Source organism: Collimonas fungivorans, assembly GCF_028292705.1.
GTDB classification, from domain to species: domain Bacteria; phylum Pseudomonadota; class Gammaproteobacteria; order Burkholderiales; family Burkholderiaceae_D; genus Collimonas; species Collimonas fungivorans_B.
Genome location: NZ_JAQGLV010000151.1, coordinates 1 through 13,824 on the forward strand (window position 1 = coordinate 1; position 13,824 = coordinate 13,824).

General features: G+C 60.4%; 15 protein-coding genes. 5 read left to right on the top strand and 10 right to left on the bottom strand.

Features of this window, described 5'->3' with window-relative positions:
• The first annotated feature begins 56 nt into the window (after positions 1–56).
• From JWQ61_RS07715 to JWQ61_RS07735, 5 genes are read left to right on the top strand one after another with little or no spacing between them, the layout of a single operon-like run.
• Positions 57–773 carry an SURF1 family protein gene (locus JWQ61_RS07715; protein ID WP_369684886.1) on the top strand — a complete coding sequence of 239 codons (717 nt, stop codon included), beginning with the start codon at positions 57–59 and terminating at the stop codon, positions 771–773.
• Positions 733–1,356, top strand: a complete 624-nt coding sequence (locus JWQ61_RS07720; protein ID WP_304360010.1) for a cytochrome C oxidase subunit I — start codon at positions 733–735, stop codon at positions 1,354–1,356. Before JWQ61_RS07715 ends, JWQ61_RS07720 begins: the two co-directional genes overlap by 41 nt.
• Positions 1,357–1,375: 19 nt before the next feature.
• Complete coding sequence (locus tag JWQ61_RS07725; RefSeq protein WP_304360011.1) at positions 1,376–2,524, top strand: heme A synthase; 1,149 nt, start codon at positions 1,376–1,378, stop codon at positions 2,522–2,524.
• Positions 2,521–3,405 (top strand): heme o synthase, encoded by an 885-nt coding sequence (gene cyoE / locus JWQ61_RS07730; protein ID WP_304360012.1) that lies wholly within the window; start codon positions 2,521–2,523, stop codon positions 3,403–3,405. The genes JWQ61_RS07725 and cyoE overlap by 4 nt, the downstream gene beginning before the upstream one ends.
• Before the next feature lie 8 nt (positions 3,406–3,413).
• The gene (locus JWQ61_RS07735; protein ID WP_304360013.1) at positions 3,414–4,040 is read left to right on the top strand and encodes an SCO family protein; all 627 of its coding nucleotides are present in this window, start codon (positions 3,414–3,416) and stop codon (positions 4,038–4,040) included.
• Positions 4,041–4,115: 75 nt separating this feature from the next.
• Here JWQ61_RS07735 and JWQ61_RS07740 read toward each other — a convergent pair whose 3' ends face one another.
• The 10 genes from JWQ61_RS07740 to JWQ61_RS07785 all read right to left on the bottom strand — a co-directional run bounded on the left by JWQ61_RS07740 (position 4,116) and on the right by JWQ61_RS07785 (position 13,678).
• Positions 4,116–4,523: a thiol-disulfide oxidoreductase DCC family protein gene (locus JWQ61_RS07740; protein WP_304360014.1), complete on the bottom strand. Its 408-nt coding sequence runs from the start codon at positions 4,521–4,523 to the stop codon at positions 4,116–4,118.
• Positions 4,520–5,071: a DUF4166 domain-containing protein gene (locus JWQ61_RS07745; protein WP_304360015.1), complete on the bottom strand. Its 552-nt coding sequence runs from the start codon at positions 5,069–5,071 to the stop codon at positions 4,520–4,522. Before JWQ61_RS07745 ends, JWQ61_RS07740 begins: the two co-directional genes overlap by 4 nt.
• Complete coding sequence (locus JWQ61_RS07750; protein ID WP_304360016.1) at positions 5,068–6,216, bottom strand: saccharopine dehydrogenase family protein; 1,149 nt, start codon at positions 6,214–6,216, stop codon at positions 5,068–5,070. The genes JWQ61_RS07745 and JWQ61_RS07750 overlap by 4 nt, the downstream gene beginning before the upstream one ends.
• Before the next feature lie 134 nt (positions 6,217–6,350).
• Positions 6,351–7,250: an RNA polymerase sigma factor RpoH gene (gene rpoH / locus JWQ61_RS07755; RefSeq protein WP_061538789.1), complete on the bottom strand. Its 900-nt coding sequence runs from the start codon at positions 7,248–7,250 to the stop codon at positions 6,351–6,353.
• A 249-nt stretch (positions 7,251–7,499) separates the two neighbouring features.
• Positions 7,500–7,880: a GTPase gene (locus JWQ61_RS07760; protein WP_304360017.1), complete on the bottom strand. Its 381-nt coding sequence runs from the start codon at positions 7,878–7,880 to the stop codon at positions 7,500–7,502.
• A complete protein-coding gene (locus JWQ61_RS07765) occupies positions 7,877–8,599 on the bottom strand; it encodes a response regulator (RefSeq protein ID WP_304360018.1) in 723 nt (240 codons plus the stop codon). Before JWQ61_RS07765 ends, JWQ61_RS07760 begins: the two co-directional genes overlap by 4 nt.
• A gap of 149 nt (positions 8,600–8,748) precedes the next feature.
• Positions 8,749–11,043, bottom strand: coding sequence for an ATP-binding protein (locus JWQ61_RS07770; protein ID WP_304360019.1), 2,295 nt, complete (start codon positions 11,041–11,043; stop codon positions 8,749–8,751).
• A 2-nt stretch (positions 11,044–11,045) separates the two neighbouring features.
• Positions 11,046–11,585, bottom strand: a complete 540-nt coding sequence (locus tag JWQ61_RS07775; protein ID WP_304360022.1) for a DUF4390 domain-containing protein — start codon at positions 11,583–11,585, stop codon at positions 11,046–11,048.
• A gap of 90 nt (positions 11,586–11,675) precedes the next feature.
• The gene (gene rsmB / locus JWQ61_RS07780; protein WP_304360020.1) at positions 11,676–12,986 is read right to left on the bottom strand and encodes a 16S rRNA (cytosine(967)-C(5))-methyltransferase RsmB; all 1,311 of its coding nucleotides are present in this window, start codon (positions 12,984–12,986) and stop codon (positions 11,676–11,678) included.
• Positions 12,987–13,039: 53 nt separating this feature from the next.
• A complete protein-coding gene (locus tag JWQ61_RS07785) occupies positions 13,040–13,678 on the bottom strand; it encodes a LysE family translocator (RefSeq protein WP_061538795.1) in 639 nt (212 codons plus the stop codon).
• Between the last annotated feature and the right edge of the window lie 146 nt (positions 13,679–13,824).

Here is a 13,824-nt window from a genome sequence, read left to right on the forward strand (position 1 = left end):
ATATTGTAATGCCAATCGGATTCCGGTTCAGATTCAGATTTCGGCTGATCCCCTTCGTGGTGACCGTATTGCTGGTGGTGCTGGGCATCGCGTTGGCACAATGGCAAACCCGGCGCGGCGACCAGAAACAGGCAATTGAAAGCAGATTGCTGCAGCGCGAAGCCGACGCCACCGTCAAGCTTGGCGACGCCGTACAGGACGTCGACCAGTTGGAGTTCCGGCGCATGGCGCTGCGCGGTGAATTTATGGCCGGCTGGCCGGTCTATCTCGACAACCGTCCCTTGAACGGCGTGGCGGGCTTTTATGTGCTGATGCCGTTCAAGCTGGCGGCGTCGGATACGGGGGCGGCTAACTACATACTAGTGGCGCGCGGCTGGCTGCCGCGCGATCCGGCCGATCGCAGCAAGCTGCCGTCTTACCCGACGCCAGCCGGCACGGTCGAGATAGAAGGGCTGGTCAGGCGCGATTTCGGCCACGTCCTGCAGCTGGGCGATGCCGGTCCCTTGCGCCCTCAGGCGATTGTGCAGAACCTGGCGATCAGCGAATTTGCCGCAGCCAGCAAGTTCAAGCTGCAGCCGTTCGTGATCGAACAGACCAGCAACACCGAAGACCATTTGCTGCGCGACTGGCCCCGGCCCTCGCTCGGTATCGAAAAGCACCGCGGCTACGCGTTCCAGTGGTATGCACTGGCCGTGATGGCCTTGATTTTTTTTGTTGTGACAGGATTTAGACGTGGACCAGAAAACACTGACAAGCCAGCCCAGCCCGGCTGAGGACAAACTGCGCTGGCGCGGCCGCTGGAAACTGTTCGTGGTGATTGCGATATGCGCAGCGCCCATGATTGCTTCCTATTTCACGTACTACGTGATCAAGCCGCAAAGCCGCAACAATTACGGCGAGCTGCTCGATCCGCGCGCCTACCCCGTGCCAGAGCTGGGCAGCACCGCGCTTGACGGCAAGCCGCTCACGCTCGACGCCTACCAAGGCAAATGGCTGATGCTGCAGGCCGACGGCGGCGATTGCCAGAAGGCTTGCCAGGACAAGCTGTTCGAAATGCGCCAGCTGCGCCTGATGCAGGGCAAGGAAATGGAAAGGATCGAGCGGGTCTGGCTGATTACCGACGACCAGCCTTTGCCGACCATGGTGATGCGCGAATACGACGGCACCAGGCTGTTGCGGGTCAAGCCGGAGCTGCTGAAAGCCTGGCTGCCGACCGAAACCGGCACCAGCGCCGCCGACCATATCTACCTGATCGATCCGCGCGGCCACCTGATGATGCGCTTTCCCAAAGACGCAGATCCAAGCAAGGTGAAAAAAGACCTGTCCAAGCTGCTGCGGGCGTCGGCGATAGGATGAGTTTGCGATGACAACGCCTATGTTAATCCAGCTCGGCAGCATGGGACTGCTGGTGGCCTTGCTGGCGTTCTGCGTGGTCTGGGTTTCCAGCGACACCAATAAATACCGCAAGCTGGTGTGGGTGACGCTGTTCCTGACCTTCGACCTGATCATGTTCGGCGCTTTCACCCGGCTCACCGATTCCGGCCTCGGCTGTCCCGACTGGCCCGGCTGCTATGGCCACTCCAATCCGCTGCAGGCGCACGAACATATCAGCGCCGCCCAGGAAGCCATGCCGACCGGTCCGGTGACGGTGATGAAAGCCTGGATCGAAATGACCCACCGCTATTTCGCGATGGGGGTCGGCGTGCTGATCATCGCCCTGATGGCGATCGCCTGGATGCGCTGGTTCAAGGCGCGCAAGTCGACTGTGCCGCAGGACAGCAAGTTTTCACCGTGGTTTCCGACCTGGCTGTTCCTGTTCGTCTGCCTGCAAGGCGCTTTCGGCGCCTGGACCGTGACGCAAAAACTGCAGCCCGTGATCGTCACCACCCATCTGCTGCTCGGCCTGACCTTGCTGGCGATGCTGACCTGGCTGGGCGCACGCCAAAGCGGCCACGCGCCGGTGGCGGCCGGTGCTGCCGGTCTGGTCAAGCCGGCGCTGGCCGGCCTGCTGCTGCTGGTCCTGCAGATTGCCCTGGGTGGCTGGGTAAGCACCAATTACGCTGCCCTGGCATGCACCGATTTTCCTACATGCCATGGCGCGCTGCTGCCGCAGATGGATTTCGCTAACGGCTTCACCCTATGGCGCCACCTGGGCATGACCGCTGACGGCGAATTCCTGTCGTTCCAGGCCCTGACGGCAATCCACTGGACCCATCGCAGCTTCGCTTTCGTGGTGATCGCCTTCGTCGTCTGGCTGGCTTGCAAAGCCTTGCGTACCGAAGGCCTGCAAAAAACCGGCCGCTGGCTGCTGATCGTTGTCGGCTTGCAATTGCTTACCGGCTTGTCTACCATTTTCCTGAACTGGCCGCTGGCCATCGCCGTAGCGCACAACGGTGGTGCGGCGCTGCTGCTGCTGTTGCTGGTCATGTTAAACTATAAGACTAGACTAGCTCCTGGCGTATCTCCGGTTTTTGGGGCGCCAAGCCATCCAGTAATTGCTGACCGCCTCAACCCGCATCCATGACCGCTTTGACCGTACCACCTAATCGAATTGCCCAGTACTGGGCGCTGACCAAGCCGCGCGTTACGCAGCTGGCGGTGTTTTGCGCGGTGATCGGCATGTTCCTGTCGACTCCGGGTTTGCCGGGCTGGCAACGTTTGATCGCCGCCACCATCGGCATCTGGCTGCTGGCCGGCGCCGCTTTTGCCATCAATTGCCTGGTCGAGCGCGAAATCGACTCGCGCATGGCGCGTACCGCCCGCCGGCCCATGGCGCGCGGCGAAATCACTGTACCGCAGACCCTGGTGTTTTCCGGCGTCATCGGCGGGCTCGGCATGTGGGTGCTGTACAACTTCGTCAATCCGCTCACCATGTGGCTGACCTTCGCCACGTTCCTCGGCTACGCCATCATCTACACCATCATCCTGAAACCGGCGACGCCGCAGAATATCGTCATCGGCGGCCTGGCCGGCGCCATGCCGCCGGCGCTGGGCTGGGCTGCAATCGCCAACGACGTGCCGATGCAAGCCTGGATCCTGGTGCTGATCATCTTCGTCTGGACCCCGCCGCATTTCTGGGCGCTGGCCATGTACCGCCGCGACGACTACGCCAAATCCGGCCTGCCGATGCTGCCGATCACGCACGGCATGAAATTCACCCAGTTCCAGATCTGGCTGTACACGATCGCCCTGGTTGCGACCACCATGCTGCCGTTCGCGGTCGGCATGAGCGGCCTGATCTACCTGGCCAGCGCGGCGGTGCTGGGCCTGATCTTCCTCTGGTACGCATGGCAGATCTACCAGCACTACACCGACCTGATCGCGCGCAAGACCTTCGCCTATTCGATCGTCTACCTGTCGTTGCTGTTCGCCGCCTTGCTGGTCGATCACTACCTCAAATTCTGAAAGCAAACATGAAGCGTGTTATTCCTGTCGTTGTGGCCGGCTTGCTGACGGCTTTGTCTTTAACCGCTTGCGGCGACAAGTCGGCGGGCGGCAGCCAGGAAATGACGCTGTCGCCGGCCAACAGTGCTTTCATCAACACCGACGTCACCGGCCTCGGCTACGCCCGCGATTTCGCCCTGACCGACCATACCGGCAAGCCGCGCACGCTGGCCGACTACAAGGGCAAGGCGGTAGTCGTGTTTTTCGGCTATACCCAATGCCCTGACGTCTGCCCGACCACCATGGTCGAAATGGCGAACGTGATGAAGGAACTGGGGCCGCAGGCAAGCAAGGTGCAGGTCCTGTTTGTCACCGTGGATCCGGAGCGCGATACGCAGGAGCTGCTGTCGAAGTATGTGCCGGCTTTCGATCCGAGTTTTGTCGGCCTGTACGGCGACCAGGCAGCGACCGACAAGGTGGCCAAGGAATTCCGCGTGTTCTACCAGAAAGTGCCCGGCAAGACCCCGGGCAGCTACACCATGGACCATACCGCCGGCAGCTATGTGTTCGATCAGGAAGGCCACATCCGCCTGTTCGTGCGCCACGGCCAGGGGCCTGATCCGATTGCCCACGACCTGAAGCTGCTGCTGAAATAATCGACAGGGTGTCTCTGTCGTTCCTGCTCAATCAAGGCAGAATCCTGTGCGGTTCTGCTTTTTTTTATCCGGCGATTAACGACTCTCCATTGGGTCTTCCATGAAGCGCAGGCGATGTTCGGCGTTCGGCAGAAAACATGCATCGCTGCGGCCGAATATGCGATAGCGGTTGCGGGCTGCCCAGCGGTAGAGGGCGTCCCTGATGAAGGATGGCAGCAGCCATGCTATCCAGGCAAGCTTCCACGGGAACCCCAGTTGATGCAGGACCCTGAAAATTGCGGCCGTGTGCTGATAAGTACGTCTGCCGTCAACCAGCAACAGCGTCTCAAGCGTGGTGATCTTCAAGCCGGCCCGGGCAAGCAGATCCATACCCGCCTTGGACTGAATCGAAGCAAACCGGAATACCCGTCGCTGGTCGTGCTTTAGCAGGAATTGCACCCATCTGGAGCAGAGCAGGCATTTTGCATCGAACACGATGATCATATGGCGATCTCTTCCTGTTCAATTTTCAGATAACCACGATACTCGGCGAGCACGCCGACCAGCGGCAAATACGCCGCCACATTGAAATGCAGTTTACCTGGGGAGGCGGTTTCTTCCGCCAGCACCGACGGCACGAGAAATCGCGGGCACGGAATACCGCACACAGTTATGCGCTGGAGCAGCATTGTCAGCCGGCCGTTGTCAGTCTTCAGCTTGAAGTGTAAATCTACCGGACCCAGGCGTTCGACCAGCGTTCCGGACTTGACCTGCATGCGCGAAATCATCGTGCGGCCAGGGTAGTGGCGGCGCCAGGTTTCTTGCCGGGAATCGGCATCCAGCTCAAACAGGAAATCGGTTTCTGCCGTTGCTTTCGGCAACGAAAACACCCTGCCCATCAGGCGTCCGATGACGGTTTGCGGGCTCTTCACCTCGCATCTGCCCGGCAAGCTGACGTTGCCGGCCATGTTGTGAAATATCTGCAGTTCGCGGTCGAGCGAATCGAAGTCTGCACCTAGCACTTGGCGATAGAGTGAATCTGCAGGACTCATCTTGTGTTGCTCTCCGTAGTGATCGCCAGTCCGTGCATGGCATCGCGGAAATCCTCAAGCTTGAGGATGCCGATGCAGGGAAATGCGCCGCGGCGTGTGATTTGATTGCGGGCGAGCTTGCCGGCAAGGATGGCGCTGGCCAAAACCGGGACATAAGGACCGTCGCCGTTTGCGGCAATTAGCGTCCAGCGGCGATGCTGTTTTTCGCCATCGATTCCAAGTCCATCCAGCTCAACGTGCATGGCGCCAGCGTCGGAGCCGAAGCGGATGAACAGGTCGCTGAGTTTTTTAAGGATCGCCGCGTGGCGCGACCAGTTTTGCACCAGTCCGGCCCGGCGCATTCCGCTCATCAGCCATACGCCGAAATGCAGTAATGGCAGCTCCAGTCCGGCGCCAAAGGAAACGCGTCGCACCCCTGGATAGCGTTCGGGGAAAAGCTGAAGGTCGGGGACATCGCAGTTTGCCAGCCAGCGGCCGCCAACCGGCGCCAGGTAATTCTGCCGGCGCAGTCCTTGCCAGCCGAAGGCCTGCTGCCAGCGTCCTGCGCGCCATTGTGGAAATGCGGCCCCGCAATAACCGAGGATCGCGCTGACAGTCGCTAACCCGCGTTCGGTGCGATTGCCGGGGCTGATGCCGACGTCGATGCCGTGCAGTTCGCTGAAATTTCCAGTCAGCTCATCCACCGCTGCGCTGGACAGGGCCGGCACCGAACTGGCGCCGCTCGTCACAAACAGATCAGCTTGCCTGGCGTCGGCATCCAGTTTTGTTATGCCAGAGACAAAATCGCGCCCGTCCGCCAGGTCTGCATAATGGACTCTCGCCTCAATGCAGGCGCGAGCCACTTCATATCCCTGTCCTTGGAACGGTCCGCTGGCGTGAATCACCATATCGGCCTGGCTTGCGCGGATCCGCGTTGCCAGTCCTGCTTCGGACACATCAATCCGGGATGCGGAGAATCGCTCGGTTGCAGTTCGTCGATTCAGGGAATCCGCCAGCACCTGCGCTGCGGCCATGTCTCTGCCGGCAATCGTGACATGAAGAAGGGGGTCGAGCACAAGGCGTTCAGCAAGCCTTCTTCCAAAAAAGCCGTATCCGCCGATCAGAAGCACTTTATACGCCGATTGGATGTTTCTTTCTTCCGTCATTAATCGTGCTCGGCAGGTAAGTAGCGATTAGTGTAGCACCCAGGGAAACGATTTCGGGGACAAAATAAAAGCCCCGGCAGCGTTGGCTGGCGGGGCTTTTGCAGGCTTGGGCTGCAAGATCGGCAATACCTTTATCAGGCAAACGCCGCCAGCGAACCCTTCATCTTCTTCAACGCAACCGCCTCGATCTGGCGTATCCGTTCGGCCGATACGCCAAACTCGTCTGCCAGCTCATGCAAAGTGGCGCCGGAGCCGTCGTCGTTGGCCAGCCAGCGGGCTTCGACGATACGGCGGGAGCGGTCGTCCAGCTTGCTCAGGGCCGATTCCAGGCCTTCCGACTGCATGCGGTCGTAGCGTTGCGCTTCCAGCACTTTGCTTGGCTCTTGCGCTTCGGTCGACAGGTAGGCGATCGGTGCAAACTTGTCGTCATCGTCGTCGGTCGGTGCTTCCAGTGCGATGTCGCGGCCGGTCAGGCGCGTTTCCATCTCGATCACTTCTTCGCGCTTGACGTTGAGGGTCTTGGCCAGCGCATCGACCTGGGCCGGCGTCATGGCGTCCAGGCCTTCCTTGTGGCTGCGCAGGTTGAAAAACAGCTTGCGCTGCGCCTTGGTGGTGGCTACTTTCACCAGGCGCCAGTTTTTCAGGATGTATTCATGCATTTCGGCCTTGATCCAGTGCATGGCGTACGACACCAGCCGTACACCCTGGTCCGGGTCGAAGCGCTTGACGGCCTTCATCAGGCCGATATTGCCTTCCTGGATCAGGTCGGCATGCGGCAAGCCGTAGCCGAGGTAGCCGCGGGCGATCGAAACCACCAGGCGCAAATGCGACAGCACCAGCTTCTGGGCGGCGCCGAGGTCGTTTTTGTCGCGTAATTGTTGCGCCAAAGAAATTTCTTCATCGTGTGTCAACATCGGCAGGCGATTGACTGCCGAGATATACGCGTCAATATTCCCCAGCGTACCGGAAAAGCCGAGCGCCAGGGCGCTGGTGTCGGTGGGCATTAATGCAGTGTTGACGGACGGATTCTTCATTCTTTCTCCTTGCTGTCCGGCCAGCTGAAGCTGCCGGTAGATCAACGATCAGACCTTTGACTTGAATATATTAGCACTCTCTATTGTTGAGTGCTAATAGGATTTGTTAAAGAGTGTATATAGGCGGTTGCTATCGGTATTATTCTTTTGATTGTTCGAAGCAGATATTTAGAGAGGCAAACCGAAGGAAAGTTGCGTCCATATTAAAGCAAATGCTGCATAGCCGCACGGCAGCTCCGAAAAGGGCCGTCAGACCGCCAGATCAGGCGTCATCTCAAGGAAATCGTCGTAGGGCGGGTGCAGCAGGAAAGCGCGCAGCTGCGCCAGGTGCGTGCTGTCGGCGATGCTGATGTACAAGCGCGCCGGCGGCTTGCGCAGCAGGCGGTTCAGGGTGACGCGCAAGGTCAGGTTGCCGATGCAGCAAAAACAGCCGGGCGCAATCCTTTTGATATCGAGATCCTGTTCGAGTCCAGGCGGCAGTGTCGCCGGCTTGCCGTCAGGCAGGCCTTCTAGTATGAGGGCAGTAGCGAGATGGACGCCGCTCCGTGCCAAGTCTTGCTCCAGGGCGTCGTAGATGGCGGCTTCGCGCATGCCGGCCGAGCCGCCGCTGACCAGGGTGGTGAGGGTCATCCGCCTTTTTTGGACAACTTTCCTGGGTCAACGCCGAGCTGCTTCAATTTGCGGTACAGATGGGTGCGTTCCAGTCCGGTTTTTTCGGCCACCCGGGTCATGCTGCCGCTTTCGCGGATCAGGTGATATTCAAAGTAGGCGCGCTCGAAAGCATCGCGTGCCTCGCGCAGGGGCAGGCCGAACGAAGACGAGAACAGGCTCTCGGAGGCGACCGCCACCGATGGCAGCGCCGTGATATGGGCCGCTTCCGACGACGCCGGATTGTTAAAAACGCCGGCGGTGACCACCGTATCATTCGATTCGCCGGAAGCCGCGGCCGGCTGCGGATACAGGGTTGGGGCGCGGGCGGTCTTGGGACCTTGCGACAAGCCTTGCTGGACTGCTTTCAACAGCTTTTGCAGGGCAATCGGTTTTTCCAGGAAATTCAGGGCGCCGATGCGGGTCGCCTCTACCGCGGTGTCGATAGTGGCGTGGCCGGACATCATGATGACAGGCATGGTCAGCAAGCCGTCGCGCTGCCATTCCTTCAATAGGGTGACGCCGTCGGTATCCGGCATCCAGATATCGAGCAGCACCAGATCGGGCACGCCGCCGTGACGAAATTCGCGAGCCTGTTGTGCATTTTCCGCGGCGGTTACTACATGCCCCTCGTCACCTAAAATCTCCGAGAGCAATTCCCGAATTCCCATTTCGTCGTCAACGACTAGGATGTTAGCCATGCGGTAGCCTTCCCATTTCCTGTTGCATCAAATCCCACTGTATGGACTGTTCGGACAGTCCAGTTAAGTTATCAATGTCTATTTATTTTATTTTCGCGTCCGGATACGTATGCTATATCAGCAAATCGTCAATTTGCAGCTGTTCTCGATCAAATTATGGCCGAATCGGCATTCGTGGCTAACTTTAACAGCAAAATCAGGATTTTTGCGCCCTTTGTGTCGCTTCGGTTCTGCAGATCGATGCGGCCGCCGTGTTCGTCGATGATTTTTTTCACCATCGGCAAACCCAGGCCGGTGCCGCGCGGCTTCGACGTGACGTAGGGTTCGAAGGCCCGGGCCAGTATCTTGGGCGAGAATCCCGAACCATTGTCGGTGATCGATAGCCGTACCGCGGTGCGCGACAGGCCGTCCGAACTTTGATAGCTGACGCGCTCGGTCACCAGGTCGATGCGCGGCGGGGTCGCATCGTCGGCGCGGTCGAGCACGGCGTCCTGGGCGTTTTGCAAAAGATTATGGATCACCTGCCGCAGCTGGGTGGCGTCGCCCATGATCAGCGGCAGGTCCGGCGCCAGCGAGGCATGGATCATGTCGCGCTCGTCGCCGGCCAGGTAGAGGTGCAGGATTTCGGCCACCAGCACGTTCAGGTCCAGCTCGCCCAATACCGCCGGCGGCGTCTTGGCGTAGTCGCGGAAATCGTCCACCATGCGCTTCATGGCGGCCACCTGGTTGACAATGGTGTCGGTGCTTTTCTTCAGGATCGCCGCGTCCTGGGTCATCAGCTTGTCTTCCAGCTTCATCTGCAGGCGTTCGGCCGAGAGCTGGATCGGCGTCAGCGGATTCTTGATTTCATGCGCCAGGCGGCGCGCCACTTCACCCCAGGCGATCGAACGCTGGCCGGAGATGACGTCGGAAATATCGTCGAACACCACCACGTAGCCGGTACGGTTTTCTACCGGCAGGCGCGAGCCGCGCGCCAGCAGGATGATGTCGTCGCTGTCGCTGTTCTCGCCGCTGTCGACCCGGCGCGGGATCTCGATCTGCTGCTGCCAGTGCAGCAGTTCGGCGCCGATCTTGCCGGTGGCGAACTGCGCGTTCTGTTCCGAGAAGGCGTTGACGATGACTTCGGCGAAGTGGGCCAGGCCGTCGATGATGGTCAGCGGCTGGCCGATGTGCGGCGAAAAATCGTATTGCAGGATGCGCCCCACCGACTGGTTGCTGGTGACCAGGCGGAAATCGCCGTCCAGCACCATCACTCCGGCCGACATGTTGGCCAGCACCGATTCCAGGTAGGCCTTGGCGTTTTCCAGCTCGCTGCGGTTTTTTTCCACGGCGGCGCGGGCGTCGTACAACTGGCGCGTCATCAGGTTGAAGGATTGGGTCAGGACACCCAGTTCGTCCGAGGTGGCGACAATCGGCCGCGGCGACAGGTTGCCTTCGGCCACGGCCTTGGTGCCTTCGGCCAGCAGCAGCAAGGGCTTGGCGAGGTCGGTGGCGATCAGGAAGCCGCTGACGATGGCGCCGAACACAGCCAGCAGCAAGGTCAGGGTCAGGGTCCCGGTATACATTTTGCGCAGGCCGGTACGGCCTACCGAAAGCTCTTGATATTCGGCCGAGGCAGCGGCGACGAGGCCGATGTTGGAGGCCAGGTAGGCCGGCACCGGCTGTATCATTTGCAGGAAATGTGTTTCGTTTTGCAAGGACGAACTTCTCAGCGGCGCCGGAATGGCGACGATCACGCGCTGGCGCAGGTTGGCAGCGTCATTGCCGTTCTCCGGTTTGCCGCTGCTGCCGGGGGCGTCGAGGTCGCTATCGAGCTGGGCATAACCGCGCGGCAAGCGCGCCCGCTGCAACATCGCGGCGGTCGGCAAGCTGGGCACCAGGGTTCCCAGGTGGCCGCCGACGGAAGCGATCACCTGGCCGTTGGCGGTGACGATTGACGCTTCCAGGTTCTGGTCGCCAAGCCGGCCCAGCTGGGTTGCCTGCGCCGAGTTGGACAGTTCCGACCATTCGGCCGCCAGTGTACGCGCCCTGGCGCTGAGGTCGCTGAGCGATGCGTCCAGGGCGGCATGGCTCAGGTTGACGCCGGCCTGCAAGGCGGTCTCGACGTGTACGTTGAACCAGGATTCAATCGAACGCGACGCGAACTGCACCGACACCAGGTAAATCACGGCGCCCGGCAAGATGCCGACCAGCGCGAACATGAGCACCAGTTTGGCGGTCAGCCGGGAGCCGAACTTGCGGCGTTTGTAGCGTTTGTACAGGCGTACCAGCAGCAGGCAGACCAGCAAGAACAGCGCCACCGCCATCAGCACGTTCAAGCCAAGCAGCCAGGTGTAGTGCTGGTTGAAAAAATCAGAATTGGCGGATGCCGAAGACAGCAGGAACAACAGGACACAGACAATGGCGCCGCCTACCACCAGCAGATAGCGTAATGCGCGCGACACGGCTATTCCGCCTTGTAGTTGAAACTCTTCCAGTCGGAAGAAAAGCGCCAGTCGCTATTGTTGAGTGCGTTGACCTGGAACGGCTTGGACAGCAGCCCGAGGTCGAGGCCCATGCGCACCGCGACCCGGTACACCTCGCCCTGCTTGAGCGCGCTCTTGTCGGCGATCAGCCAGCGGCTGGGGCGGCGGATCAGGGACAAGGCCTCGTCCAGCGTACTGAAGCTCTGCTGCAGGCTGCCGTTGATGGCAACGTTATAGCGCCGCGTGATGACGTTGTATTGCAGACGGATGGTCTGGGTGGCGGTAATCGCCTTTTCATCGAACCAGTACCAGCGCGGTCGCGTCAGCTCGATATCGGTGGTGAAATACAGGGTGACGCCGCGGTTGATCACGTCTTCCAGGCCGCGGTTGAGATCGAAGGAAAACGTCGCCGACAGGCGGTAGCCGTCGTCGCTGGCTTCGATATGGGCCTGACTCAATTCAACGCCATCCGATGCAAAGGACGGCGGGCTAAAAGACAGAGCCAGCAGCAAGGCCAGCAGCCAGTATTTTATGAATTGAGGCAATGGTCGCGTCACTGGTTTCAGGTATGGTAAAAAGTTATCGCAAAAGGGTGTTAGTACTATAAGGACTCAGCACTTCTGGAACAGCGCGTAAAACAGGCCATCATGGTCGTGTTCGGCATCGGCGGTCGGCAGCAGCTGCCCCGGCGCCGGCAGCCTGCGCGCATTGTTGCGCGCGGCAAAGGCGACTGCCTGGGCTTCCGATTCCTGTGGCCATACGGAACATGTTACGAGTAACAATTTACCATCCGGGCGTAGCATCTGCCAAAGATTGTCCAGAATCTTTGCCGAAAGTGTTGCAAGTTGCTCGGTATCGGTCTTGCGCCGCAGCCAGCGTATGTCGGGATGGCGGCGCACGATGCCGGAGGCGGTGCAGGGGACGTCGGCCAGGATGCGGTCGAACAGCTGGCCGTCCCACCAGTCGCCGCCCTGGCTGCCGGTGCCGGCGTCGCCCAGCTGTAGCTTGGCCTGCAGTTGCAGGCGCTGCAGGTTCTGGGTGATGCGCAGCAAGCGTTTGGGATTGTTGTCCAGCGCGGTCAGCTCGACCGCGGCGGTTTCCAGGATGTGGCCGGTCTTGCCGCCAGGGGCGGCGCAAGCGTCCAGCACCCGCATGCCGTCTTGCAGGTCCAGCAGCGGCGCGGCAAGCTGGGCGGCGGCGTCCTGCACCGAGGCCAGGCCGTCTTCAAAACCGGGGATCTGGGCTACCGGCATGGCTGTGTCCAGGCGTATTGCGTCGGGGCCGATCTGCCGTGCCGTGATGGCGTGGCTTGCCAAAGTGTCCAGGTAAGCGGCGACCGAAGTCTTGCGGCGGTTGACGCGCAAGGTCAGCGGCGGCGCTGCATTGCCGGCGGTGAGGATGGCTTGCCACTGCTGCGGGTAGGCAGCTTTCATGCGGTCTATCCACCACACCGGATAATTCCAGAGGCCGAACGGGGTTTTGATGGCAGCCGCCACCAGCGCTTCGCGCTCGCGCAGGAAACGCCGCAGCACCGCATTCACCATGCCTTTGGCGTGGGCCATCTGTGGATCGGATGAGACCGCGGTGACGGCCTGGTTGACCACCGTGAAATTCTCGTAAGCCGGATCGTCGACATCGGCCAGCAGGCACAGGGCCGCGCACAGCAGGCAATGCAGCAGGGTAGGTTCCGGCGGCCGGCTGGCCAGGTTGCCGAGCAAGGTTTCGGCGCGGCCGATGCCGCGCATGGTGCGGTAAGCGATGTCCTGGATCGCGCCGCGCGTTGGCGCCGGCGCTGCCGATTGTGCAAATACCTGGGTCAGCGCCTGCGGCAGCGCCGCGCCGTCGCGCACCAGGGCGATGGCTTGGGCTGCGCCTAACAGGCTAAAGGCGAGAGAGTCTTTTTTGAGGGTCGAATAGGTCACAAGTGGTTCAGGTCGGTTCTGCGGGTATGGGTTGTTGGAAAATCGGTTCTTGTTCAGTTTTTAGTTAACGCAAGCTTGATGCCCAGGGCAATGAAAGCGGCGCCTACCGTGCGTTCCAGCCAGTGCTTGATCTGCGGATTGTTGCTGGCGTGCCGTGTCAGGGTGCCGGCCAGCATGGCGGTGCCGCTGTTCCAGCACAGCGTGACGACCGAAAATACTGCGCCAAGCAGCAAGAAGGCAGCGATCTTGTGCGGCGAATCATGGCGCACGAACTGCGGGAAAAAAGACAGGAAAAACAAGATCACCTTGGGATTGAGCACATTGGTGATCAGGGCCTGGACAAAAATCGTCTTGTGCGAACGCAGGTCCAGCTGCGGCTGCTGTTCGCTGGCGGCAGCTTTCTTGCTGAGCAACATCCTGATCCCGAGATACACCAGGTAGGCGCCGCCCGCCAGCTTGACCGCCATGAAGGCGGTGGCCGAGGCTGCCAGCAGCGCCGTCAGGCCGAAGGCCGACAGGGTCGCATGGATGCAGCAGCCGGCGGTGATGCCAAGCGCGGACAGCAGGCCGGCGCGTCGGCCCTGCGCCACGCTGCGGCCGACAATATAGGCGGTATCCGGGCCGGGAGTGGCATTGAGCAGCAGGACAGCCATCAGGAACAGGCCAAAATCGGTAATGCCGAAGGAAATCATGACGCAGCTAGACAGGATGGTAACAACGCGATTGTAGCGGGGATATGGTCGCTCACCTACAGTTAGGTGGCGATTGCGACAGGAAAAAGTGAAATTTTCGAATTGCTTGACAGTAACAATTCTTTGCCATAACGGTTTGACCCGGC